The organism is Pantoea sp. MBD-2R, assembly GCF_039134845.1.
Classification (GTDB): domain Bacteria; phylum Pseudomonadota; class Gammaproteobacteria; order Enterobacterales; family Enterobacteriaceae; genus Erwinia.
Window position 1 is genome coordinate 1,531,325 of sequence record NZ_CP152417.1, and the last position, 24,316, is coordinate 1,555,640.

At 53.0% G+C, this 24,316-nt stretch carries 18 protein-coding genes; 17 read left to right on the forward strand and 1 reads right to left on the reverse strand.

Features of this window, described 5'->3' with window-relative positions; translation table 11 throughout:
* Positions 1 to 151 precede the first annotated feature (151 nt).
* The 12 genes from serC to AAGQ96_RS07155 all read left to right on the forward strand — a co-directional run bounded on the left by serC (position 152) and on the right by AAGQ96_RS07155 (position 14,179).
* Entirely contained in the window at positions 152 to 1,237 is a 1,086-nt protein-coding gene (serC, locus tag AAGQ96_RS07100; protein ID WP_342755148.1) for a 3-phosphoserine/phosphohydroxythreonine transaminase, read from the forward strand.
* A gap of 80 nt (positions 1,238 to 1,317) precedes the next feature.
* Entirely contained in the window at positions 1,318 to 2,604 is a 1,287-nt protein-coding gene (gene aroA / locus AAGQ96_RS07105; RefSeq protein WP_342755149.1) for a 3-phosphoshikimate 1-carboxyvinyltransferase, read from the forward strand.
* Positions 2,605 to 2,811: 207 nt separating this feature from the next.
* Positions 2,812 to 3,498 (forward strand): (d)CMP kinase, encoded by a 687-nt coding sequence (cmk, locus tag AAGQ96_RS07110; RefSeq protein ID WP_342755150.1) that lies wholly within the window; start codon positions 2,812 to 2,814, stop codon positions 3,496 to 3,498.
* 118 nt (positions 3,499 to 3,616) lie between these two features.
* Positions 3,617 to 5,290 (forward strand): 30S ribosomal protein S1, encoded by a 1,674-nt coding sequence (gene rpsA, locus AAGQ96_RS07115; protein ID WP_147196624.1) that lies wholly within the window; start codon positions 3,617 to 3,619, stop codon positions 5,288 to 5,290.
* 86 nt (positions 5,291 to 5,376) lie between these two features.
* On the forward strand, positions 5,377 to 5,661 hold the full coding sequence (ihfB, locus tag AAGQ96_RS07120; protein ID WP_013201528.1) for an integration host factor subunit beta: 285 nt from the start codon (positions 5,377 to 5,379) through the stop codon (positions 5,659 to 5,661).
* 217 nt (positions 5,662 to 5,878) lie between these two features.
* Complete coding sequence (locus tag AAGQ96_RS07125) at positions 5,879 to 8,134, forward strand: ComEC family protein (protein ID WP_342755151.1); 2,256 nt, start codon at positions 5,879 to 5,881, stop codon at positions 8,132 to 8,134.
* A gap of 44 nt (positions 8,135 to 8,178) precedes the next feature.
* Positions 8,179 to 9,927, forward strand: coding sequence for a lipid A ABC transporter ATP-binding protein/permease MsbA (msbA, locus tag AAGQ96_RS07130; RefSeq protein WP_342755152.1), 1,749 nt, complete (start codon positions 8,179 to 8,181; stop codon positions 9,925 to 9,927).
* A complete protein-coding gene (lpxK, locus tag AAGQ96_RS07135) occupies positions 9,924 to 10,907 on the forward strand; it encodes a tetraacyldisaccharide 4'-kinase (protein WP_147196631.1) in 984 nt (327 codons plus the stop codon). Before msbA ends, lpxK begins: the two co-directional genes overlap by 4 nt.
* Before the next feature lie 52 nt (positions 10,908 to 10,959).
* Positions 10,960 to 12,168, forward strand: coding sequence for a winged helix-turn-helix domain-containing protein (locus tag AAGQ96_RS07140; protein ID WP_147196633.1), 1,209 nt, complete (start codon positions 10,960 to 10,962; stop codon positions 12,166 to 12,168).
* Positions 12,169 to 12,249: 81 nt separating this feature from the next.
* Positions 12,250 to 12,432 (forward strand): Trm112 family protein, encoded by a 183-nt coding sequence (locus tag AAGQ96_RS07145; RefSeq protein WP_147196635.1) that lies wholly within the window; start codon positions 12,250 to 12,252, stop codon positions 12,430 to 12,432.
* Positions 12,429 to 13,175, forward strand: coding sequence for a 3-deoxy-manno-octulosonate cytidylyltransferase (gene kdsB, locus AAGQ96_RS07150; protein ID WP_342755153.1), 747 nt, complete (start codon positions 12,429 to 12,431; stop codon positions 13,173 to 13,175). Before AAGQ96_RS07145 ends, kdsB begins: the two co-directional genes overlap by 4 nt.
* Positions 13,176 to 13,282: 107 nt before the next feature.
* Complete coding sequence (locus tag AAGQ96_RS07155) at positions 13,283 to 14,179, forward strand: YcbJ family phosphotransferase (protein ID WP_147196639.1); 897 nt, start codon at positions 13,283 to 13,285, stop codon at positions 14,177 to 14,179.
* On the opposite strand, the gene elyC is transcribed toward AAGQ96_RS07155, so the two are convergent.
* Positions 14,153 to 14,941: an envelope biogenesis factor ElyC gene (gene elyC, locus AAGQ96_RS07160; protein ID WP_342755154.1), complete on the reverse strand. Its 789-nt coding sequence runs from the start codon at positions 14,939 to 14,941 to the stop codon at positions 14,153 to 14,155. The two genes, AAGQ96_RS07155 and elyC, sit on opposite strands and share 27 nt — an antisense overlap.
* Positions 14,942 to 15,068: 127 nt before the next feature.
* Here elyC and cmoM point away from each other — a divergent pair, with 127 nt between their 5' ends.
* The 5 genes from cmoM (at position 15,069) to ldtD (ending at position 24,306) form a co-directional block, all read left to right on the forward strand.
* Positions 15,069 to 15,857 (forward strand): tRNA uridine 5-oxyacetic acid(34) methyltransferase CmoM, encoded by a 789-nt coding sequence (gene cmoM, locus AAGQ96_RS07165; RefSeq protein ID WP_342755155.1) that lies wholly within the window; start codon positions 15,069 to 15,071, stop codon positions 15,855 to 15,857.
* On the forward strand, positions 15,850 to 17,172 hold the full coding sequence (mukF, locus tag AAGQ96_RS07170) for a chromosome partition protein MukF (RefSeq protein WP_147196645.1): 1,323 nt from the start codon (positions 15,850 to 15,852) through the stop codon (positions 17,170 to 17,172). Before cmoM ends, mukF begins: the two co-directional genes overlap by 8 nt.
* Positions 17,153 to 17,863, forward strand: coding sequence for a chromosome partition protein MukE (gene mukE, locus AAGQ96_RS07175; RefSeq protein ID WP_147196647.1), 711 nt, complete (start codon positions 17,153 to 17,155; stop codon positions 17,861 to 17,863). The genes mukF and mukE overlap by 20 nt, the downstream gene beginning before the upstream one ends.
* Positions 17,864 to 22,327 carry a chromosome partition protein MukB gene (gene mukB / locus AAGQ96_RS07180; RefSeq protein WP_342755156.1) on the forward strand — a complete coding sequence of 1,488 codons (4,464 nt, stop codon included), beginning with the start codon at positions 17,864 to 17,866 and terminating at the stop codon, positions 22,325 to 22,327.
* Between the two features lie 173 nt (positions 22,328 to 22,500).
* Complete coding sequence (gene ldtD, locus AAGQ96_RS07185; RefSeq protein ID WP_342755158.1) at positions 22,501 to 24,306, forward strand: L,D-transpeptidase; 1,806 nt, start codon at positions 22,501 to 22,503, stop codon at positions 24,304 to 24,306.
* Positions 24,307 to 24,316 lie beyond the last annotated feature (10 nt).

A 24,316-nucleotide genomic window follows, 5' to 3' on the forward strand; every position in this document is an offset into this window, starting at 1 on the left:
ATATCGCTATCATTACATTAACCCTTACAAGCTGTTGCGGGATGTCATCCGGAACTGGTCGGCTTACCGGATTAAACATTGCAGCTAACGGATGGCGATGATAAAACCGATAGCAGAATCGAACCGATTGAACAGAAAGTGGTGAGGGGAAATGAGCCAGGTTTTCAATTTTAGCTCCGGTCCAGCGATGCTGCCGGTAGAAGTGCTGCGTCGTGCCGAACAGGAACTCTGCAACTGGCAGGGTTTAGGAACCTCCGTTATGGAGGTCAGTCATCGCAGTAAAGAATTCACTCAGGTTGCTGAAGAGGCAGAGAAAGATTTTCGCGATCTGCTGAAAATCCCCGCCAACTACAAAGTATTATTCTGTCACGGTGGCGCGCGCGCGCAGTTTGCGGCAGTGCCGATGAATCTGCTGGGTAACCACTCAACAGCAGATTATGTCGATGGCGGCTACTGGGCACAAAGCGCTATTAAAGAAGCGACAAAATATTGCACTCCTAACGTTATTGATGCCAAAACAACGCTTGATGGGTTGCGGGCGATTACCCCAATGAGCAGCTGGTCGTTGTCAGACGAAGCGGCCTATGTGCACTACTGCCCTAATGAAACTATTGATGGTATCGCTATTGATGAAGAGCCTGATTTCGGCGACAAAATTGCGGTAGCTGATTTATCATCGACCATCCTTTCTCGCCCTCTGGATATTAACCGTTACGGCGTAATTTACGCGGGAGCGCAAAAAAATATCGGCCCTGCAGGCCTGACGCTTGTTGTGGTCCGCGAAGACTTATTGGGTAAAGCCCAGCAAGCGTTGCCATCAATTCTTGATTACAAGGTATTAAGCGACAACGATTCTATGTTCAACACGCCGCCTACTTTTGCATGGTACCTTTCTGGTCTGGTCTTTAAATGGCTAAAAGAGCAGGGCGGGGTAGGTGAACTGAATAAGCGTAATCAGGCTAAAGCTGACCTCTTATATGGCACTATCGATAACAGTGATTTTTATCGTAATGATGTCGCCGGGCGTAACCGCTCGCGGATGAACATTCCGTTCCAGCTGGCGGATGCCGCATTGGACAGCGTGTTTATCGAAGAGTCGGTAGCAGCGGGTCTGCATTCGCTGAAAGGGCATCGCGCGGTAGGCGGGATGCGTGCGTCGATTTACAATGCTATGCCGCTCGAAGGCGTGCAGGCGTTAACTGATTTTATGATTGATTTTGAACGTCGTCACGGCTAAAGCGGTGATGCGGTTCTAAAATTGAAAACCCTGCAGCTTTGCGGGGTTTTATTGCATTTTATTTGGAGAATAAGTTTCACATGCAGGAATCTCTGACACTACAACCTGTCGCGCTGGTGGATGGTACCGTTAATCTTCCCGGGTCTAAAAGCGTTTCTAACCGTGCACTGCTTCTGGCTGCCCTCGCAAAAGGTACGACTCGCCTGACTAATCTGTTAGACAGTGACGATGTACGCCATATGCTTACTGCTCTTGAGGCATTAGGCGTGAGCTACACGCTGTCAGAACAGCGTACCGTCTGCGAAATTACCGGACAGGGCGGCCCGTTGCATGCAGACCTGCCGCTGGAATTATTCCTGGGAAATGCAGGTACGGCTATGCGTCCGTTGGCCGCTGCACTATGTCTGGGAAGCAATAATATTGTCCTGACTGGCGAGCCGCGCATGAAAGAGCGTCCTATTGGCCATCTGGTTGATGCTTTGCGTCAGGGCGGCGCGCAAATTGACTATCTGGAACAGGAAAACTATCCGCCGCTGCGTCTTAAAGGTGGTTTTATCGGTGGTGAAGTTACCGTTGACGGTAGCGTATCAAGTCAGTTCCTCACCGCGTTGTTAATGACGGCACCCCTTGCGTCCGCCGATACGAAAATCGTTATTAAGGGCGATCTGGTTTCTAAACCTTATATTGATATCACCCTTAATCTGATGAAAACCTTCGGCGTTAACGTACAGAACGACAGCTACGGCGTATTCCATATTGCGGGCAACCAGCAGTATGTTTCGCCTGGCGAGTATCTTGTCGAAGGTGACGCCTCTTCTGCTTCCTACTTCCTGGCCGCGGCGGCAATTAAGGGCGGTACGATAAAAGTGACCGGAATTGGCCGCAACAGTATGCAGGGCGATATCCGCTTTGCTGACGTACTGGAAAAGATGGGGGCTACCGTAGAATGGGGTGATGATTATATTGCCTGTACGCGTGGAGAGCTAAATGCAATTGATTTGGATATGAATCATATCCCTGACGCTGCTATGACTATCGCTACCGCCGCTCTCTTTGCTAAAGGGACAACGGTAATGAGAAATATCTATAACTGGCGTGTGAAAGAAACCGATCGTTTGGCTGCGATGGCAACTGAGTTACGTAAAGTTGGTGCGGAAGTTGAAGAAGGACACGACTACATTCGTGTCACCCCGCCAGAAAAGATCCTGTTTGCTGAAATCGGTACTTATAACGATCATCGTATGGCGATGTGTTTCTCGCTGGTAGCCCTTTCTTCTACAGCCGTCACGATCCTTGACCCAGGCTGTACGGCAAAAACTTTCCCAGACTATTTTGAGCAGTTTGCCCGGCTCAGCCAGCCAGCATAACTTTGCAAGTCTGCTGTCGTCATGTACAGCAGACTTGCGAGACTCCTCACGCTCCAGAGCATAACTATCATCAAAATCATCTGACGCTGAACGATTAATTTTGGGACGTCTATGCTTAGGGGGTAACGATCGGGGCGAGAGCAGCGTATAATGCGCGGCGATCTTTGTCTGAGTAAGTCAACAGACACCCACCGACAGGAGAATGATATGACGGCTATAGCCCCGGTGATCACTATTGATGGCCCTAGCGGTGCCGGTAAAGGGACCTTGTGTAAAGCGATGGCTGAGGCGCTGCGGTGGCATCTGCTGGATTCAGGCGCCATCTATCGTGTTCTGGCACTTGCGGCGTTGCATCATCAGGTGGACATCACTTCGGAAGAGGCGCTGGTGCCAATCGCCGCTCATCTTGACGTGCGTTTTGTATCTACCAACGGCGAGATGGAAGTGATCCTGGAAGGCGAAAACGTCTCCGGTGAAATTCGTACTCAGGATGTCAGCAACACTGCATCTAAAGTTGCTGCTTTCCCTCGCGTTCGTGAAGCGCTGCTGCGTCGTCAACGCGCTTTTCGCGAGGCACCCGGTCTGATTGCAGACGGCCGAGATATGGGAACAGTCGTGTTTCCAGATGCGCCAGTAAAGATTTTCCTGGATGCCAGCTCTGAAGAGCGTGCTCACCGCCGTATGCTACAGTTGCAGGAGAAAGGCTTTAATGTTAACTTTGAACGCCTTTTATCCGAGATAAAAGAGCGCGATGAGCGCGATCGGAATCGTTCGATTGCGCCTTTAAGGCCGGCAGAGGATGCGTTAGTACTGGATTCAACCAGCATGTCCATTGAGCAAGTGATTGAAATTTCGCTTAATCATGCGCGTGAAAAACTCGCTCTGTCGCTGTAGCATCGCAGTAACCGATTTTCTTAACCCTTTGATATGGATGTCATGGGGCATGTGAAACAACCCCATCCGGCAGGAAGTCAGGTGGACGTTAAATTGAAGAATCCTGAAGATTATCAATATGACTGAATCTTTTGCTCAACTATTTGAAGAATCCTTAAAAACAATCGAAACCCGCCCGGGTTCCATCGTTCGTGGCGTTGTTGTCTCTATCGACAAAGACGTTGTTCTGGTTGATGCGGGCCTGAAATCTGAATCTGCAATTCCTGCAGAGCAGTTCAAAAACGCAGCCGGCGAACTGGAAATCCAGGTTGGCGACGAAGTTGACGTTGCTCTGGATGCAGTAGAAGACGGCTTCGGTGAAACCCTGCTGTCCCGTGAGAAAGCTAAACGTCATGAAGCTTGGATCACGCTGGAAAAAGCTTACGAAGACGCTGAAACTGTTACCGGTGTTATCAACGGCAAAGTTAAAGGTGGCTTCACTGTTGAGCTGAACGGTATTCGTGCGTTCCTGCCAGGTTCTCTGGTTGATGTGCGTCCAGTACGTGACACGCTGCACCTGGAAGGCAAAGAGCTTGAGTTCAAAGTAATCAAGCTGGATCAGAAACGTAACAACGTGGTGGTTTCACGTCGTGCGGTTATCGAATCCGAAAACAGCGCAGAGCGCGATCAGCTGCTGGAAAACCTGCAGGAAGGCATGGAAGTTAAAGGTATCGTTAAGAACCTGACTGACTACGGTGCATTCGTTGATCTGGGCGGCGTTGACGGCCTGCTGCACATCACTGATATGGCATGGAAACGCGTTAAGCATCCAAGCGAAATCGTGAATGTTGGCGACGAAATCACAGTTAAAGTGCTGAAGTTCGACCGCGAGCGCACCCGTGTTTCTCTGGGTCTGAAACAGCTGGGCGAAGATCCATGGGTCGCTATCGCTAAGCGTTACCCAGAAGGCACTCGTCTGACTGGCCGTGTAACTAACCTGACCGACTACGGCTGCTTCGTTGAAATCGAAGAAGGCGTTGAAGGCCTGGTACACGTTTCAGAAATGGACTGGACCAACAAAAACATTCATCCGTCTAAAGTTGTTAACGTTGGCGATGTTGTTGAAGTTATGGTTCTGGACATCGATGAAGAACGTCGTCGTATCTCCCTGGGTCTGAAGCAGTGCAAATCTAACCCATGGCAGCAGTTCGCGGAAACCCACAACAAGGGCGACCGTGTTGAAGGTAAAATCAAGTCAATCACTGACTTCGGTATCTTCATCGGCCTGGACGGCGGCATCGACGGCTTGGTTCACCTGTCTGACATCTCCTGGAACGCTACCGGAGAAGAAGCAGTTCGTGAATACAAGAAAGGCGACGAAATCGCTGCGGTGGTTCTGCAGGTTGACGCAGAGCGCGAGCGTATCTCCCTGGGCGTTAAGCAGCTGGCAGAAGATCCGTTCAACAACTACATCTCTCTGAACAAGAAAGGTGCAATTGTTAACGGTAAAGTGACTGCAGTTGACGCTAAAGGTGCTACAGTTGAATTAGCTGACGGCGTTGAAGGTTACCTGCGCGCTTCAGAAGCTTCTGTTGACCGCGTAGAAGACGCAACTCTGGTTCTGAATGTTGGCGACGATGTTGAAGCTAAATTCACCGGTGTTGATCGTAAAAACCGCGTTGTTAGCCTGTCTGTACGTGCTAAAGACCAGGCAGACGAGAAAGAAGCCATCAATACTGTGAACGCTAAACAGGAAGACGGTAACTTCTCTAACGCTATGGCTGAAGCATTTAAAGCAGCTAAAGGCGAGTAATTGCGCTTGCATCAGGGCAGCTCAGGTTGCCCTGAAATAGCCATCACTGTCAGAGCTTTTTCCTAAAGGGATTAACCGGAGGATTTATGACCAAGTCAGAACTGATTGAAAGACTTGCTGGCCAGCACTCTCATATTCCGGCGAAAGTCGTTGAGGATGCGGTAAAAGAGATGCTTGAGCACATGGCGACCACATTGGCGCAGGGTGAACGCATCGAAATCCGGGGCTTCGGCAGTTTTTCTTTGCACTATCGTGCACCTCGAACTGGCCGTAACCCGAAAACGGGTGACAAAGTAGAGTTGGAAGGTAAATACGTTCCACACTTTAAGCCAGGTAAAGAGCTGCGCGATCGCGCGAATATTTACGGCTAGAGCTTACGCATTACAGCAATAAAACGACACTTCGGTGTCGTTTTTTTTGCCATGATTTCGTGCAGCCAAAGCTGGAAGGTGTTTCACAAAATATTTTGCCGCATGCAGTAAATCGCGAAAAACTTTGCGCATTGGCTCTGAAACAAAATATCAGCTTGCGGTTACCTCATAGATAATGCGCCACACTCTCCGTAACAGACAACATGGAGAGTTAACTATGCCTTACAGCCTTAGCAGGCTGTCGATATGGACGATCATCGCAGCGCTACCGCTTACCTTTCTTTCCCAGTTACCCGACGCAAAGTACGACTGGGTTTTGATGGTAACAGGCACGATATTTCTGGCCTGTCGTCAGCAATGGCTTAAAGAAGGCGCAATCCTGTTATTACTTTTTCTCTGGATGATCACGCCAGGAAGAGAACTCGTGCGGCAAATTCATTTCCTCTCCGCACGCCCTCTTGAAGCTACGGTGATTATTGACCAGGTGCAGCCGCTAACAGAGAGGATGAGGGTAAGGATTGTTCAGGCCGCTGAACAGCCCTTTTTTTCTCCGATTTATGCTCAGTTAAGCCTGAAAAATATCCCACAAAAATTTTGTGGCGGCCAGCGCTGGAAAATGCGGCTACGGCTTCGTCCCGTGCATGCAAGGCTCAACGAAGGCGGCTTTGATTCCCAACGTTTTGCTCTGGCAAACAGCATGCCATTGACCGGTAAAATCCTTAGCATGCAGCCAGTTAACAGCAGTTGTGGCTGGCGTGAGAAAATTATAGAAAGTCGCCGACAGAAATATGATGGTTTGCCATGGCAAGCCGTTATCTCAGCGCTCGCCTTTGGTGACAGAGGAGAGATGAGCACAGAGATAAAAACCCTTCTGCGAGAAACTGGCACCGCGCATCTGATGGCGATATCCGGCATGCATATCGGCCTGGCAGCCAGTCTGGGCTGGCTTATAACACGACTATTACAACTGTGTTTTCGTGCGCACTGGATAGGCTATCGCTTACCTCTGGCAGGAAGCCTGGTAATGGCGCTGATTTACAGCTGGATGTCAGGTGGCAGCGCGCCTGCAATGCGGGCAATTCTGGCGCTCATTACATGGAGTTTGCTACGGCTGAATGGGCGATGCTGTACAAACTGGCAGGTTTGGGCACTCTGCATTGCGGTCATCGTGTTTTTCGATCCACTAAGTATGCTTTCAGACAGCCTGTGGCTGTCGGCAGTAGCGGTAGCGGGTCTGCTATTCTGGTATCAATGGTTTCCATTGCCAGCATGCTTCATGGCAAAAAAACGCTGGTTACTACTGCGCCTGCTGCATTTACAGACAGGACTTTTTTTGCTGCTCATGCCGGTGCAAATAATGATATTTCATGGTATCAGCCTGAGCGCGCTGCTGGCTAATCTGTGGGCCGTACCCCTGGTTACTCTACTGACAGTGCCATTAATCCTTTGCGCTATTTTACTGGACTATTTTAATCCGCTGAGTTCCTTGCTGTGGTGGGCTGTCGACCAGACGCTGATGCTGGTATTTCGGCCGCTTCAGGCGCTGCCAGCCGGTTGGATCTTTGTTGACCGCGAAGGGCTATGGTTGAGTATGCTCGCCTGGCTGATTCTGGTGACGGGGCGCTTCGGCTGGTGGCGAACGTCACCCTTCGCCGTGATTGGGCTTTGTCTTTCTGTGGGATGCTGGCGGCTGAATATCCGCCAGCCGGAATGGCGCCTTGATATGCTGGACGTTGGGCATGGCCTTGCGGTGGCCATTTCACAGCAGGGAAAAGCTACCCTGTATGATACCGGCAATCAGTGGATTGGAGGAGACGCGGCGCTTAGCCACATTCTGCCCTGGTTACGCTGGCAGGGGCTAACAGTGCAGCATATTGTTCTCAGTCACGGGCACTTAGATCATATTGGCGGCCTGGAAAGTTTACAGACTGCTTTCCCACAGGCCGTTATTCATAGCGGATTAAACAAGTCAGGGCATTTGCCTTGCCATCAGGGTGTTAGCTGGCGCTGGCAATCCTTGAGATTTCAGGCCATTTGGCCCCGGCATCAGGAGCCTCAGGCAGGCAACAATCAGTCGTGTGTCGTTGCGGTGACGGATGGCAAATGGCGCGTGTTATTAACCGGCGATATTGAAGCGCCTGCCGAGTTGGAAATAGTGAAATTGTACCGCTCAGCATTGCAGGCTGAGGTCATTCAGGTTCCTCATCATGGCAGCGGAACATCGTCAATGCCGCCTTTGCTGAGAAGCGTGGGCGGAAAAGCGGCACTGGCCTCGGCGGCGCGTTATAGCGCATGGAAATTTCCTGCCGATCGTATCATTTCTCGTTATAAAGAGAATGGTTACCAATGGTATGACACGGCAGCGGATGGGCAAGTCCGCATAGAATTTTTCAATGAAAACTGGCGTGTTTTGCGGTTAAGAGCGCAAATAATGTCCCGTTGGTACCATCAGTGGTTTGGCGTACCACGTTAATCCAGGTAGAATAAGCGGCTATTTCAATTAAAGCTGGTTAAATAATGCATCAGGATAAAGATCTCTCCACCTGGCAGACTTTTCAACGCCTCTGGCCGATGATCAAACCATTTAAAGCAGGACTGGCTGTATCGTCCGTTGCACTCATTATTAACGCGGCGGGTGATGTGCTGATGATGTCGTTGCTGAAGCCATTACTGGATGACGGTTTTGGTAAAGCGGATACTTCTGTACTGATCTGGATGCCGCTGGTGGTCATCGGCTTAATGCTGGTGCGTGGTGTATCAAGCTATATCTCAAGCTACTGCATCTCGTGGGTTTCCGGCAACGTGGTTATGAGCATGCGGCGTCGTTTGTTCAGCCATATGATGGGCATGCCTGTAGCGTTTTTTGATCAACAGTCGACAGGTACGCTGCTTTCACGAATTACTTACGATTCTGAACAGGTCGCTTCTTCCTCTTCCAGCGCGCTGGTAACGGTTGTGCGTGAAGGTGCCTCTATTATTGGCCTGTTTATCATGATGTTCTATTACAGCTGGCAGCTGTCTCTGATCCTGATTTTACTCGCGCCGGTGGTCTCTTTTGCTATTCGCACGGTCTCTAAGCGCTTTCGTAATATCAGTAAAGGTATGCAGAACACCATGGGGCAGGTCACAACCAGCGCCGAGCAGATGCTGAAAGGGCATAAAGAAGTGCTGATTTTTGGTGGACAGCAGATTGAGAGCGAGCGTTTTGAGCGCGTCAGTAACCGCATGCGCCAGCAGGGCATGAAGCTGGTTTCTGCCTCCTCCATTTCCGATCCAATTATTCAGCTGATTGCCTCCCTGGCGCTGGCCTTTGTCTTGTATGCCGCCAGTTTCCCGAGCGTAATGGCAACGCTGACCGCCGGTACTATTACCGTGGTCTTTACCTCGATGTTTGGCCTGATGCGTCCGCTGAAGTCATTGACCAACGTTAACGCTCAGTTCCAGCGCGGCATGGCAGCCTGCCAGACGCTGTTCTCCATTCTGGATAGCGAGCAGGAAACGGATACCGGTAGCCGTACGATCGAACGTGCGCGTGGAGACATAGAGTTCCGCAACGTGACCTTTACCTATCCGGGACGCGAAACGCCTGCGTTACACAATATCAACCTGTCGATACCTGAAGGGAAAACGGTCGCGCTGGTAGGCCGTTCTGGTTCCGGCAAATCGACTATCGCGAGCCTGATGACGCGCTTCTACGATATCCAACAGGGAGAAATCCTGATGGATGGCCATGATTTGCGGGAATATACGCTCAGTTCTCTACGTAATCAGGTTGCGCTGGTTTCGCAGAACGTTCACCTGTTTAACGACACGGTTGCCAATAACATCGCCTACGCCCGCCATGAAAAATACAGTCGCGAGCAGATAGAAAAGGCAGCCGAAATGGCGCATGCGATGGATTTCATCAATAAAATGGATCAGGGTCTGGATACGGTGATTGGTGAAAATGGCGTATTGCTATCAGGTGGCCAGCGCCAGCGTATCGCTATTGCGCGCGCCCTTCTGCGAGATTGCCCAATTCTGATCCTTGATGAGGCAACTTCAGCGCTCGATACTGAATCAGAGCGTGCAATCCAGTCTGCGCTGGATGAACTGCAAAAAAACCGCACTTCGCTGGTTATTGCTCACCGCCTTTCTACGATTGAAAAAGCCGATGAGATTGTGGTGGTGGAAGATGGCCATATCGTTGAACGCGGCAGCCACGCAGCGCTGCTGGAGAAAAATGGTGCTTACGCGCAGCTTCACAAGATGCAGTTTGGTCAATGATTGAACGTATCTGGAGCGGGCGCTCTGCGCTTTGGCTGCTGCTTCTGCCGCTGAGCTGGCTGTATGGGCTGATCGCTAATCTGATCCGCCTGAGCTATCGTTGGGGCTGGCGGAAAGCCTGGCGGGCGCCTGTACCGGTTGTTGTCGTAGGAAATTTGACGGCAGGAGGCAACGGGAAAACGCCCGTTGTCATCTGGCTGGTGCAGGCTTTGCAACAGCGCGGATTTAAACCGGGCGTTGTTTCCAGAGGGTATGGCGGCAAAGCAGACCGCTATCCATTGGTGCTGAATGCGCAGACAACCACAGCACAAGCAGGCGACGAACCGGTACTGATTTATCAGCGGACCGGGGCAGCCGTCGCCGTGTCACCTCGCAGAAAAGAAGCGGTGCAGGCACTGCTTCAGCAGGATGATATCGACATCATCATCACTGATGATGGCCTGCAACATTATGCGCTGGCGAGAGACTTTGAAATCGTTGTCATTGATGGCAAGCGCCGTTTCGGTAATGGCTGGTGGCTGCCCGCCGGACCAATGCGCGAGCGGGCTTCTCGTCTGCGTAGCGTTAACGCAGTCATTACTAATGGCGGAGAGGCGTTAGAAAATGAAATATCTATGCAGCTGGTTCCGGCCCGGGCGGTAAATCTTAAAACCGGGATAACTCAGCCCGTCTCTTCGCTTACCGGCGTCGTGGCAATGGCTGGCATTGGTCATCCGCCACGCTTCTTTGCCACGCTGCGTCAGCAGGGCGTTATTCTGGAAAAGGAAGTCCCCTTTGCCGATCACCATGCCTACAGTGAATCTCAACTGACATCGCTGGTAACACCCGAACAAACGCTGCTGATGACCGAGAAAGATGCCGTTAAGGCCAGGCATTTTGCGGCGGCCAACTGGTGGTATTTACCGGTTAACGCCGATTTTCCGCCTGCACAAAGCGACGATCTGCTAAGTCGTATTGCCGCACTAAAATCTACGCGTTAATAGGCTGAAAAAAGGCGCTAAACTTAATGCATCTTATTAATTGGGATGCATTATGACCTCTCTTTGCCTTTCGCTAAAGCAGGCTCGTCACCTTCATCTGGCGGCTCAGGGCCTGTTGCGTCCGGCCAGGCGTAAAGCACAATTTGCTGATATTACCCGCACCATCCGCCAGATCGCTTTATTGCAAATCGACACAATTCACGTTGTTGCCCGCAGCCCTTATCTGGTGCTGTTCAGCCGTCTTGGCGATTATCCGCAGCAATGGCTGGGCGACGCGCTGAGTCAGGGAAAACTGTTTGAGTACTGGGCGCACGAAGCCTGTTTTATTCCTGCGGAAGACTACCCGCTGCTGCGGCATCGTATGCTTAACCCACAGCATCTTGGCTGGAAATATAACAGTGAATGGGTAAACACCTGGCAGCAGGAAATTGCGCAACTGATTGACTATATCCGTGAAAAAGGCCCGGTTAGAGCAGCGGATTTCGCCGCGCCACCCGGCCAGAAACCGGGCTGGTGGGCCTGGAAACCCCATAAGCGGCATCTGGAAAATTTGTTTAGCGCGGGGGAATTAATGGTGACAGAACGGCGTAACTTCCAGCGGGTTTACGATCTTCGTCAACGGGTTTTACCTGACTGGGATGATGCGGTTCATGCGGTGGCGGAATCGGAAGCGGTGCAGCAGCTGCTGCGCAACAGTGCGGCAAGTCTTGGCGTATTCCGTGCCGGCTGGCTACCGGACTATTATCGTCTTAAGCGCGCACCGGTTAAAGAAACGCTAGCAGAATGGCTTGCTTCAGGGGAAGTCGTGGACGTTGAGATAGAACAGTTAGGGCAAGGCTATGTACATTCCTCGCTGTTACCCCTGCTTGAGAACTTGCCGGCCGCCACGCATACGGCCGTGCTTTCTCCCTTTGATCCTGTTGTCTGGGATCGCAGGCGTGCGCTTGAGCTGTTCGGCTTTGACTATCGTCTGGAATGTTACACGCCAGCAGCGAAGCGGCAATATGGCTATTTTGTTCTGCCGATCCTGCACCGTGGCGAACTGAAAGGGCGACTGGACGCGAAAATGCTGCGACAGGAAAAAGTCCTGCTGATCAAACAGCTCTGGCTGGAACCGGGCGTCAAAATAACGCAGTCGCTGCGGGACGATTTGCAGCAGGCGATCTCTCGTTTTGCACGCTGGCAGGCGGCGGAAAAAGTCGAGCTGAACAGACTGCCGCCTGAGCTTGCCACCGTCTGGCATAAAAGCTGGTTGCTATAACCGCGACGGGGAGGTTAACTGCTCTGCGTCGAGCTATGATATTCTAATAATCTGTCTGACCGGGTCCACCACGGAGATATCATGGATCATCGTTTACTTGAAATCGTTGCTTGTCCGGTTTGTCACGGCAAGCTGTATTACAACAAAGATCAGCAGGAGCTTATTTGCAAACCTGACGGTCTGGCTTACCCGTTTCGTGACGGCATTCCTGTCCTGCTGGAAGTAGAAGCGCGCTCGCTGTCACTGGAAGAGAGCCATCCATGAGTTTTGTCGCTATCATTCCTGCGCGTTTCGCCTCCACGCGTTTGCCGGGAAAACCGTTGGTAGATATTCATGGCAAGCCAATGGTTGTGCACGTGATGGAGCGAGCGCTTGAATCAGGTGCCGAGCGCGTCATTGTCGCTACCGATAACGATGAAGTAGCGCGAGCGGTTGAAGCGGCAGGCGGGGAAGTTTGTATGACCCGCGCCGATCATCAGTCGGGAACCGAGCGCCTGGCTGAAGTGATTGAGCGCTATCAGTTTGCCGACGATACGGTAATTGTTAACGTTCAGGGCGATGAGCCGATGATCCCGCCGGTTATTATTCGCCAGGTGGCTGAGAATTTGGCAAAAAGCGAAGCCGGTATGGCCACGCTGGCGGTACCCATCGAGTCGGCTGAAGAAGCTTTCAATCCGAACGCGGTGAAGGTAGTGATGGATGCGAAAGGTTATGCACTCTATTTTTCGCGCGCCACTATCCCCTGGGATCGCGAACGTTTTACCGCCTCGCGTGAAACCATCGGCGAGCATTTTCTTCGTCACATTGGTATTTACGGTTATCGAGCCGGTTTTATTCGTCGCTACGTAAGCTGGCAACCTAGCCCGCTGGAGCAAATTGAGCTGCTGGAGCAGCTTCGTGTGCTGTGGTACGGCGAAAAAATCCATGTAGATGTCGCCAAAGCGATCCCCAGTGTGGGCGTCGACACGCCAGAAGATCTGGCCCGCGTTCGTACCGCGATGAAGTAAATTTTAAAGGGCCGCTGCTGGCCCTTTTTTTCTGCTCTTTGCGATCTGCCAGGGTAAAAATGGGTCAATGGGTCCATGCTTAACAGAGTGCGACAGAGGAGCAGAAGATGGAACAACTTCGTTCGGAACTTTCACTGGTGCTTGGCGAAACGCTGAGCCGCCTTGAGTGTGTCAGTGAACAACCTTATGCCAGTCTTTACTCGCTTTATGACCGCCACGGCCATTCGCTGCCGCTGGTAGCAAAATATTTTAATATCAAAGGGATCGCTTCGCAGGAAGCCTACAAGCTTTCAATGCTGGCTCGCGACAGCACCATCCGCATGCCTACGGTATACGGTATGATGGTCAGCCAGGAGCCGCCGGTTCATGAGGTATTGCTGCTTGAAAGAATGGGCGGCGTTTCGGTAGAAGCGCCAACCCGGACGCCCGGCCGTTGGCTCCAGCTTCAGGAGCAGATAGTCGAGGCGTTGCTGGCCTGGCACCGCATTGACAGCCATGGTCTGGTCGGCAACGTGGACAGCTCGCAGGAAAACGACTGGCCGACATGGTATAAGCAGCGGGTTGAGGTTTTGTGGTCGACGCTGGGCTTTATGCGTCCGGATCTGCTGTCCATGGACGATCACCGCCTGCTGTTTCGCTGCCGCCAAAATCTTGCCACGCTGTTTGAAGATTTTGACGATCCTTGTGTGCTGGTGCACGGTAACGTCACCCTGCGCAGCATGCTAAAAGAAGCCTGGAGCGATCAGCTATTGTCGATGGTAAGCCCGGGCCCAATGCTTTGGGCTCCGCGTGAATACGATCTTTTCCGCCTTTGTGAAGAGGGGGCGGGCGAGGCGCTGCTGTTCCATTATCTCAAGCAGGCGCCCGTTGATGAGGGTTTTATTGCCCGCCGCTGGCTCTACACGCTGTGGGATGAAACTGACCGTTTGCTCCATACCGGCCAGTTTAACCGGCAGCGCTTCGATGTTGCTGCCCGCTCAATCGGCCCCTGGCTCGGAGAGTGAGGCTTCTTGTGCGGTCAGGCTTTGCCACAGGCGGCCCAGCGACTCGTAAATGGCGCGTTCGCTGTGGCTAAGCCACATAGCGGAAGGGATCGCTTTCTCCCAGAAGTTAAGCGGCGAGGTAATCGCCAGCTGGTTAGCCGGTGCAGGCAGCGGATGCAAACCTTGCGCCTGAAAGAAGATCATGGCGCGCGGTAAATGCGAGGCCGATGTCACCAGCAGAAAAGGGCGATTGCCGACAACGTGAGCCACTTCCCTCGCTTCCTGTCGCGTATCGCGTGGCTTATCAAGAGTAATAATGTCTGAGTCTGGCACGCCCAGCGACTGTGCTACGCGCGCACTAATGTCTGCCGAACTGACCGGGTTGCGCTGAGCCGCAGCGCCGGTAAAAATCATTTTTGAACCTGGATTTTCCCGCCACAGGCGAATGCCTTCCACCAACCTCGGCAAGCTGTTACCGATCATATTTGACCCCGGCGCCCAATTCGGATTCCACGTATAGCCGCCGCCCAGCACCACCACATAATCGACTTTTTGCCGATCCGTCCAGGTGGCATAGCGGTTTTCAATCGGCGCAAGCATGCTGTCGGCAATCGGTTGCAGGCTGATGAGCAGCAATAACAGCCAGGCGGAAGAAAGGATTATTTTGCCGGTTTTCTGCCAGCGACTGAACCAGAGCAATAAAAGACCACTCGCCATCACTATCAGCAGCAAGGGCAGGGGCAGTAACAGGCTACCGGTCACTTTTTTTAACGCAAAAAGCATGGAAACGGGTTCCTTTTGTCCGAAAAAACGCCACCCGAGAGCGAAGCAGTGACGGAAAGGTTCATTCTCCGCCAGTGTATGCCAAAATAGCCGCCGGATTCACCTTTTGCCCAGCCCGGAGACCTTTATGCAGGACCGCAACTTTGATGATATCGCGGAAAAATTTTCGCAGAATATCTACGGTACCACCAAAGGCCGCATCCGCCAGGCCATTGTCTGGCAGGAGCTGGAAGCGATTTTAGCCACTCTGCCTGCGGGTCCCCTTAAGGTACTGGATGCTGGTGGCGGCGAGGGGCAAATTGCCTGCGGCCTTGCCAGCCTCGGACACCAGGTCTTGCTCTGCGATTTATCTGAAGAAATGCTACAGCGCGCGCGCCTCAATGCCGAAGAAAAAGGTGTGAGCGAGCACATGCAATTTAAACAAATTAGCGCGCAACAGGTGGGTCAACATTTGGATCAGCCTGTCGATCTGGTATTGTTTCACGCTGTGCTGGAATGGGTCGCCGATCCTGAAGCCGTACTGGCTGCGTTATACAATACGCTGGCACCCGGCGGCGTTCTTTCGCTGATGTTTTATAACCTCAACGGACTGATGATGCAGACGCTGGTGCTGGGCAATTTTGGCTATATGCAGGCCGATTTGCGTAAGCGCAAACGCAAAACGCTGTCGCCGGACTATCCACGAGAACCGGAGCAGGTTTATCGCTGGTTAAACGAGGCCGGCTTTGAAATTGAAAATAAAGCTGGCGTGCGGGTTTTTCACGATTACATGCGTGACAAAAACAAGCAAACCGAAAGATTCGAAGAAATTCTGGCGCTGGAAAAACGCTTCTGCCGTCAGGAACCTTTTTTAAGTTTGGGCCGTTATATCCACGTTACCGCGCGGAAGCCCATAAACAGGACGAACCATGAGTGAATTTTCCCAGACAGTACCGGAACTGGTTGCCTGGGCGCGAAAAAATGACTTTTCCGTCTCGTTGCCCACCGAACGTCTGGCATTTTTGCTGGCAGTAGCCACCCTCAACGGCGAGCGCATGGATGGCGAAATGAGCGAGGGCGAACTGACAGATGCTTTCCGCCATGTCAGTGAAGGTTTTGAGCAGACCAGTGAAACCGTTGGCGTTCGTGCTAATAACGCGATCAACGATATGGTACGTCAGCGTTTACTTAACCGTTTCACCAGCGAACATGCGGAAGGTCATGCGATTTATCGACTGACGCCGCTGGCCATCGGCATTACGGATTATTACATCCGCCAGCGCGAATTCTCCACGTTGCGACTTTCCATGCAGCTGTCGATTGTGGCCGGTGAACTCAAACGCGCGGCCGATGCCGCCGATGAAGATGGTGATGATTTTCACTGGCATCGTAACGTTTTTGCGCCATTGAAATATTCCGTCGCGGAAATTTTCGACAGCATCGATATCACGCAGCGCATCATGGATGAGCAGCAGCAGGCGGTGAAAGACGATATCGCCCAGCTTTTAAACAAAGACTGGCGTGCAGCGATCTCCAGCTGTGAACTGTTGCTGAACGAAACGTCAGGTACGCTGCGCGAGCTACAGGATACGCTTGAAGCGGCTGGCGACAAGCTCCAGGCCAATCTGCTGCGCATTCAGGATGCCACGCTGAACAGCCCGGACCTGGGCTTTATCGACAAGCTGGTGTTCGATCTGCAAAACAAACTTGACCGCATTATCAGCTGGGGCCAGCAGGCGATTGACCTGTGGATCGGCTATGACCGTCACGTGCATAAATTTATCCGTACCGCGATTGATATGGATAAAAACCGCGTGTTCGCTCAGCGGCTGCGTCAGTCGGTGCAAAACTATTTCGATAATCCATGGGCGCTGACTTATGCCAACGCCGATCGCCTGTTTGACGTGCGCGATGAAGAACTGACGCTGCGTAATGAAGAAGTCACCGGCGAGCTGCCGTCCGAGCTTGAATACGAAGAATTTAATGAAATTCGTGAACAGCTGGCAGCCATGATTGAAGAGGCGCTGGCTATCTATAAGGCGCAGCAAAAACCCCTCAACCTGGGCATGGTAATGCGTGACTATCTGGCCCAGTATCCCCGTGCGCGTCATTTTGATGTCGCAAGAATTGTCGTCGATCAGGCCGTGCGTTTAGGCGTGGCCGAAGCAGATTTCTCCGGCCTGCCCGCAGAGTGGCAGGTCATTAATGATTACGGAGCCAAGGTACAGGCGCATGTCATCGATAAATATTGAACAAGTAATGCCGGTTAAGCTGGCGATGGCGCTGGCTAATCCGATTTTTCCGGCGCTGGACAGTCAGCTTCGCGCCGGTCGCCATATTGGCATTGAAGAATTAGACAATCATGCCTTTTTGATGGACTACCAGGAGTACCTGGAAGAGTTCTATCACCGCTATAACGTGGAGCTGATCCGCGCGCCGGAAGGTTTCTTCTATTTGCGTCCGCGTTCCACCACGCTGATCCCGCGTTCGGTGCTTTCCGAGCTGGACATGATGGTGGGAAAAATCCTCTGCTACCTCTATCTCAGCCCTGAGCGCCTGGCCAATGAAGGGATTTTTACCCAGCAGGAACTGTATGACGAACTGCTGTCGCTGGCGGATGAAAACAAACTGCTGAAGCTGGTGAACCAGCGCTCAACGGGTTCTGACCTCGATCGACAGAAGCTACAGGAAAAAATGCGTGCCTCGCTAAGCCGCCTGCGCCGTCTGGGCATGGTGTGGTTTATGGGTAATGACAGCAGTAAATTTCGCATTATGGAATCCGTTTTCCGCTTTGGGGCCGATGTCCGCAGTGGCGACGATGTCCGTGAAGCGCAGCTTCGCATGATCAGAGACGGCGAAGCAATGCCGACCGAAAGCGCGCGTGCATTACAAGATGACAGCGAAGAGGACAGCAACGGGTCCGATAACGCGGAGAATGAGTAAATGATTGAACGCGGAAAGTTTCGCTCCCTGACGCTGGTTAACTGGAACGGTTTTTTTGCCCGCACCTTCGATCTGGACGAGCTGGTGACCACGCTCTCTGGCGGTAACGGTGCCGGTAAATCCACGACCATGGCGGCGTTTGTTACTGCACTGATCCCAGACCTGACGCTGCTGCATTTCCGTAACACCACGGAAGCGGGCGCGACCTCAGGTTCGCGTGACAAAGGCCTGCACGGTAAATTACGGCCGGGCGTCTGTTATGCCGCGCTTGACGTAGTGAACTCGCTTCATCAGCGCGTTATCGTTGGGGTACGGTTACAGCAGGTTGCCGGCCGCGATCGCAAAGTGGATATTAAGCCTTTCAGTATCCATGGCCTGCCAATGTCGCTCAACCCGACCGAAGTGCTGACTGAAACGGTCAACGCGCGTCAGGCGCGTGTTTTACCGCTTAGCGAACTGAAAGATAAGTTCGAAGCGATGGAAAGCGTGCAGTTTAAACAGTACAACTCCATTGCCGATTATCACTCGGTGATGTTCGATCTGGGCATCGTCGCGCGTCGCCTTCGTACGGCTTCTGACCGCAGCAAATATTACCGCCTGATTGAAGCGTCGCTCTACGGCGGTATCTCCAGCGCCATCACCCGCTCGCTGCGTGACTACCTGTTGCCGGAAAATGGCGGCGTGCGCAAGGCGTTCCAGGACATGGAAGCCGCACTGCGTGAAAACCGCATGACGCTGGAAGCGATTCGCGTCACCCAGTCCGACCGCGATCTGTTTAAGCATCTGATTACCGAAGCGACCAACTATGTGGCCGCCGACTATATGCGTCATGCCAATGAACGACGCATCCATCTCGATGGCGCCATCCAACAACGCAGCGAGCTGTTCGGCAGCCGTAAGCAGCTGGCGAGCGAGCAGTATCGTCACATTGAGATGGCTCGCGAACTGGCCGAGCATAACGGTGCGGAAAACGATCTGGAAACGGATTACCAGAGCGCCAGCGACCATCTCAATCTTGTGCAAACCGCAATGCGTCAGCAGGAAAAAATCGAACGCTACGAAGGCGATATCGATGAGCTGACCTATCGTCTGGAAGAGCAAAACGAGGTCGTGGCCGAAGCACGAGAAGTGCAGGAAGACAATGAAGCCCGTGCGGAAGCCGCCGAGCTGGAAGTGGATGAGCTGAAAAGCCAGCTGGCGGATTATCAGCAGGCGCTGGACGTCCAGCAAACCCGTGCAATTCAGTATCAACAGGCGCTGGGTGCCTTAAAACGCGCGCAGGAAATTTGTCAGATCCGCGATCTGAATATTGATAATGCAGATGAGTGGCAGGAAACCTTCCAGGCACGTGAGCAGGAGGCCACCGACCGGCTGCTGATGCTTGAGCAGAAGATGAGCGTGGCAGAAGCCGCGCACAGCCAGTTTGAACAGGCATTTGATTTGGTCACGCGCATTGGCGGATCGGTCAGCCGCAGCGATGCGTATCAAACCGGGCGCGAATTGCTGCGTGATGCCAGCAACCAGCGCTATCACGCTGAACAGCTGCAATCGCTGCGTTCGCGCCTGGCAGAAATGGAGCAGCGCCTGCGTGAACAGCAGGAAGCCGAGCGTTTGCTGAACGAGTTCTGCAAGCGTCACGGTCAGCAGTATGAGCCGGAAGAACTGGAAGCGTTGCAGCACGAGCTGGAAGCGCGAATTGAGCAACTGACGGAAAGCGTCTCGGACGCTGGCGAACGTCGGATGGCAATGCGTCAGGAGCTGGAACAGGTCAGCGACCGTATCGCTCGCCTGACCAGGCAGGCGCCACAGTGGCTGGCGGCGCAGGAAACGCTAACGCAGCTGAGTGAACAGACGGGCCAGGCGCTGGAAAACAGCCAGCAGGTCACTGAATTCATGCAGCAATTGCTGGAGCGTGAACGCGAAACTACCGTTGAACGTGATGAAGTCTCTGCGCGTAAGCGTGAGATCGAGAATCAGATTGAGCGTCTGAGCCAGCCGGGCGGTGCGGATGACAGCCGCCTGAATAACCTGGCTGAGCGGTTTGGCGGCGTGCTGCTTTCTGAAATCTACGATGATGTGACGATTGAAGATGCGCCTTATTTCTCCGCGCTTTACGGTCCGTCGCGTCACGCTATCGTGGTGCCCGATCTCTCGCTGGTGCGTGAGCAGCTGGATGGCCTGGAAGAGTGCCCGGAAGATCTTTACCTGATCGAAGGCGATCCGCAATCCTTTGACGACAGCGTCTTCAACGTTGAAGAGCTGCAACGGGCCGTGGTGGTCAAGGCGGGCGACCGTCAGTGGCGCTATTCACGTTTTCCAAAGGTGCCGCTGTTTGGCCGCGCTGCCCGTGAAAACCAGCTCGAACTGCTGCACGCGGAGCGTGAAACGCTGGCCGAGCGTTATGCCACCTTGTCCTTTGACGTGCAAAAAACGCAGCGACTGCATCAATCGTTCAGCCGCTTTATCGGTAGCCATCTTGGCGTGGCGTTTGAGGCAGATCCTGAAGCGGAAATGCGTCAGCTTAACGGCCGCCGTAACGAGCTGGAGCGCGCCCTCAGCGCTCATGAAAGTGAAAATCAGCAGCAGCGTCAGCAGTTTGAGCAGGCCAAAGAGGGCGTGGCTCAGCTGAACCGCCTGATGCCGCGTATCAGTCTGCTGCTGGATGAGACCTTACAGGATCGCTACGATGAAATCCTCGAGCGTCTGGATGAGGCACAGGAAGCCGCACGTTTCCTGCAACAGCATGCGGCTCACCTGGCAAAACTTGAGCCTTTACTGTCAGTATTGCAGAGCGATCCCGAGCAGCACGAACAGCTGAAGATGGACTATCAGCAGGCGCAGCAGACCCAGCGCGAAGCGCGCCAGCAGGCATTCGCCATTACCGAAGTTGTTCAGCGCCGCACGCACTTTAGCTACGTTGATTCTGCCGGAATGCTGGACGGCAACAGCGATCTGAATGAAAAACTGCGTCGTCGTCTTGAGCAGGCCGAATCGGAGCGTGCCCGTGCCCGTGAACGATTGAAAGGCCATCAGGCGCAGCTTACGCAATATTCTCAGGTGCTGGCCTCGCTGAAAAGTTCGTATGATGCCAAGCGCGACATGCTGAAAGAGTTGCAGCAGGAAATGCAGGATATCGGCGTGCAGGCGGATGCCAGCGCCGAAGAACGTGCCCGTCTGCGACGCGACGAACTCTACTCCTCGCTGACTAACAACCGCGCCCGCCGCAATCAGCTGGAGAAGCAACTGACCTTCTGCGAAGCAGAAATGGATGCACTGCAGAAAAAACTGAAGCGCATAGAGCGCGACTACCATCAGAGCCGTGAGCAGGTGGTGAACGCCAAAGCCGGATGGGTGGCAGTGCTGCGCATGGTGAAAGACAATGGAGTGGAACGTCGTCTGCATCGCCGCGAGCTGGCTTATCTGGGCGGTGATGAACTCCGTTCCATGTCGGATAAGGCGTTAGGTGCGCTACGCCTGGCGGTTGCGGATAACGAACATCTGCGCGATATCCTGCGGATGTCCGAAGATCCTAAGCGTCCTGAACGAAAAATTGAATTCTTCATTGCCGTTTACCAGCATCTGCGTGAACGTATTCGTCAGGATATTATTCGCACCGACGATCCGGTCGAAGCGATCGAGCAGATGGAAATCGAGCTGAACCGCCTGAGCGAGGAGCTCACGGCGCGTGAAAAAACGTTGGCCATCAGCTCACGCAGCGCCGCCAACATCATTCGCAAAACGATTCAGCGCGAGCAGAACCGGATTCGCCAGCTGAACCAGGGCCTGCAAAGCGTGAGCTTCGGTCAGGTGCAAAGCGTACGTCTTAACGTAAACGTGAGGGAGTCGCATTCAACGCTGCTGGACGTGCTGTCGGAACAGCACGAACAGCATCAGGACCTGTTTAACAGCAATCGTCTGACCTTCTCTGAGGCGCTGGCTAAGCTCTATCAGCGTCTGAATCCGCAGATCGATATGGGGCAGCGTACGCCGCAAACGATCGGCGAGGAACTGCTGGATTATCGCAACTATCTGGAAATGGAAGTGGAGGTTAATCGCGGTTCAGACGGCTGGCTGCGTGCGGAAAGCGGGGCGCTTTCAACGGGCGAAGCGATTGGTACCGGGATGTCGATTCTGGTGATGGTGGTGCAAAGCTGGGAAGAAGAGTCTCGCCGTCTGCGCGGCAAAGATATCTCTCCTTGCCGACTGCTGTTCCTCGATGAAGCCGCGCGTCTGGATGCGAAATCTATCGCTACGCTGTTTGAACTTTGCGATCGGCTTGAGATGCAGTTAATCATTGCTGCGCCGGAAAATATCAGTCCGGAAAAAGGCACCACCTACAAGCTGGTGCGTAAGGTGATTAATAATACCGAGCACGTGCATGTCGTTGGATTGCGTGGATTTGCGGCGGAACCGGCAACAAGAAATACGCTGGAAGAGTCAGAGGAGCAGCCGCTCACTCTGTGATAAAAATGGTCCGGTTTTTACAGCAGTATTGATAGTAAAAAGCGGCCACAGCGATTAATCTGTTACACGGCATTTGCTGCACCGCGGCAAGTGCCGTTTTCTTTTCTATACTGTTAACAATGACTAATCAACAGATGGTCATCGTCTGTTCCGACACGCTAAGGAGGCAAGGGATGTTGCTGACAAAACACGCTATAAGGTTATGGTCGGGCTGTTGCCTGACACTGTTACTCGGACAGACGCTACCGGCAGTTGCGGCTACGCCTTCCTATGCTGCGCCGGTAAACACTATCGTCTCTGTTTCTCATGCCCAGTCACGGTTACAGGCGTTATTTGCGACCGGCTATCGTCCATTTTATTTGAAAACGCTCGCGCCACTGTATGCGGCTTATGATATGCAGCCTATGTGGCAGGATCGTGAAGCCGTGCAGCAATTTCAGCAGCAGCTGGCCGAGGTTGCTATCTCAGGCGTTCAGCCGCAGTTTACCCAATGGGTGAGGCTGCTAACCGACCCATCCGTTACCGGGCTTGCTCGCGATGTGGTGTTGTCAGATGCCATGCTGGGATACCTGCAGTTTGTTTCGACAGTGCCAGCAAAAGGGGAAACCTGGCTCTACAGCAACGTCCCTTACAAACTGGACGTCCCTGCATTATCCATCATTAATCAATGGCAGCAGGCAGTACAGCACGGTGCAACCAGCGTATTTGTCGCTTCGCTGGTGCCGCAGCATCCCCAGTATGCGTTAATGCATCAGGCGTTAAAAAAGCTGCTGGCTGATAACCGGCCATGGCCGCAGCTCGCCAGCCGTCAAACGCTGCGTCCCGGTCAGATCAGTGACGACATGCCTGCCTTACGCGAAATTTTGCAGCGAACCAACATGCTGACGCCGGGCAATGACGCCCCTAAACCTGATGACGATGCGGTGCCAACGACTGCGGTACCGGCTTCTGTAGTTGATGAGGATGCGGTAGTAAGCCCTTCTGCCGCGCCAGTAGCGGAAAGCACTCAGGCAAACACGCCTGAACCTGCCGGAGAGGTGAACGGCAGTGCTCTGCCTGCAAATCCGGGGCAGATCTATTCCGCTGAACTGGTGGAAGGCGTGAAGCGTTTCCAGCGCTGGCAGGGATTGGAAGCGGATGGCGCTATTGGTCCACGTACGCGGGAATGGCTGAACGTTTCGCCACAGCTACGGGCCTCGCTGCTGGCACTGAATATCCAGCGCTTGCGGCTGCTGCCGGATGATATGCACAACGGGATTATGGTTAATATTCCCAACTTTTCGTTGATCTATTATCTGAACGGAAGTCAGATTCTGGCATCAAGAGTGATTGTTGGCCGTCCCGATCGAAAAACGCCGTTGATGCGCAGTGCGTTGAATAATGTGGTACTGAATCCGCCGTGGAACGTGCCGACTTCACTGGTTCGTCAGGATATCATTCCGAAGGTCAAACAGGATCCGGCTTATCTGTTCAAGCACAACTATACGCTGCTTTCTGGCTGGAGCAGTGATGCAGAGGTGATCGATCCTTCAATGATCGACTGGCATATGGTTTCGGCAGCCTCTTTCCCTTACCGGGTTCGCCAGGCGCCAGGCGCGACCAACTCGCTCGGCCGCTTCAAGTTTAATATGCCAAGTTCAGACGCTATTTATCTGCACGACACGCCAAATCATAATCTGTTCCAGAAAGATATTCGGGCGCTCAGTTCCGGATGCGTGAGGGTAAATAAGGCTTCCGATCTGGCAAATCTGCTGCTGCAGGATGCGGGTTGGAACGATTCACGTATTTCAAACACCCTGAAAGAGGGCGACACGCGCTACGTCTCTATTCGCCATCGCATCCCGGTGAACCTTTATTACCTGACCGCCTGGGTCGCTGACGATGGTAAAACGCAGTTTCGTACAGATATTTACAATTATGACATGACGGCGCGTTCAGGCGCACAGGTGTTAGCAAAGGCGGGCCAGCTGTTACTCTAGTTTTTGATTC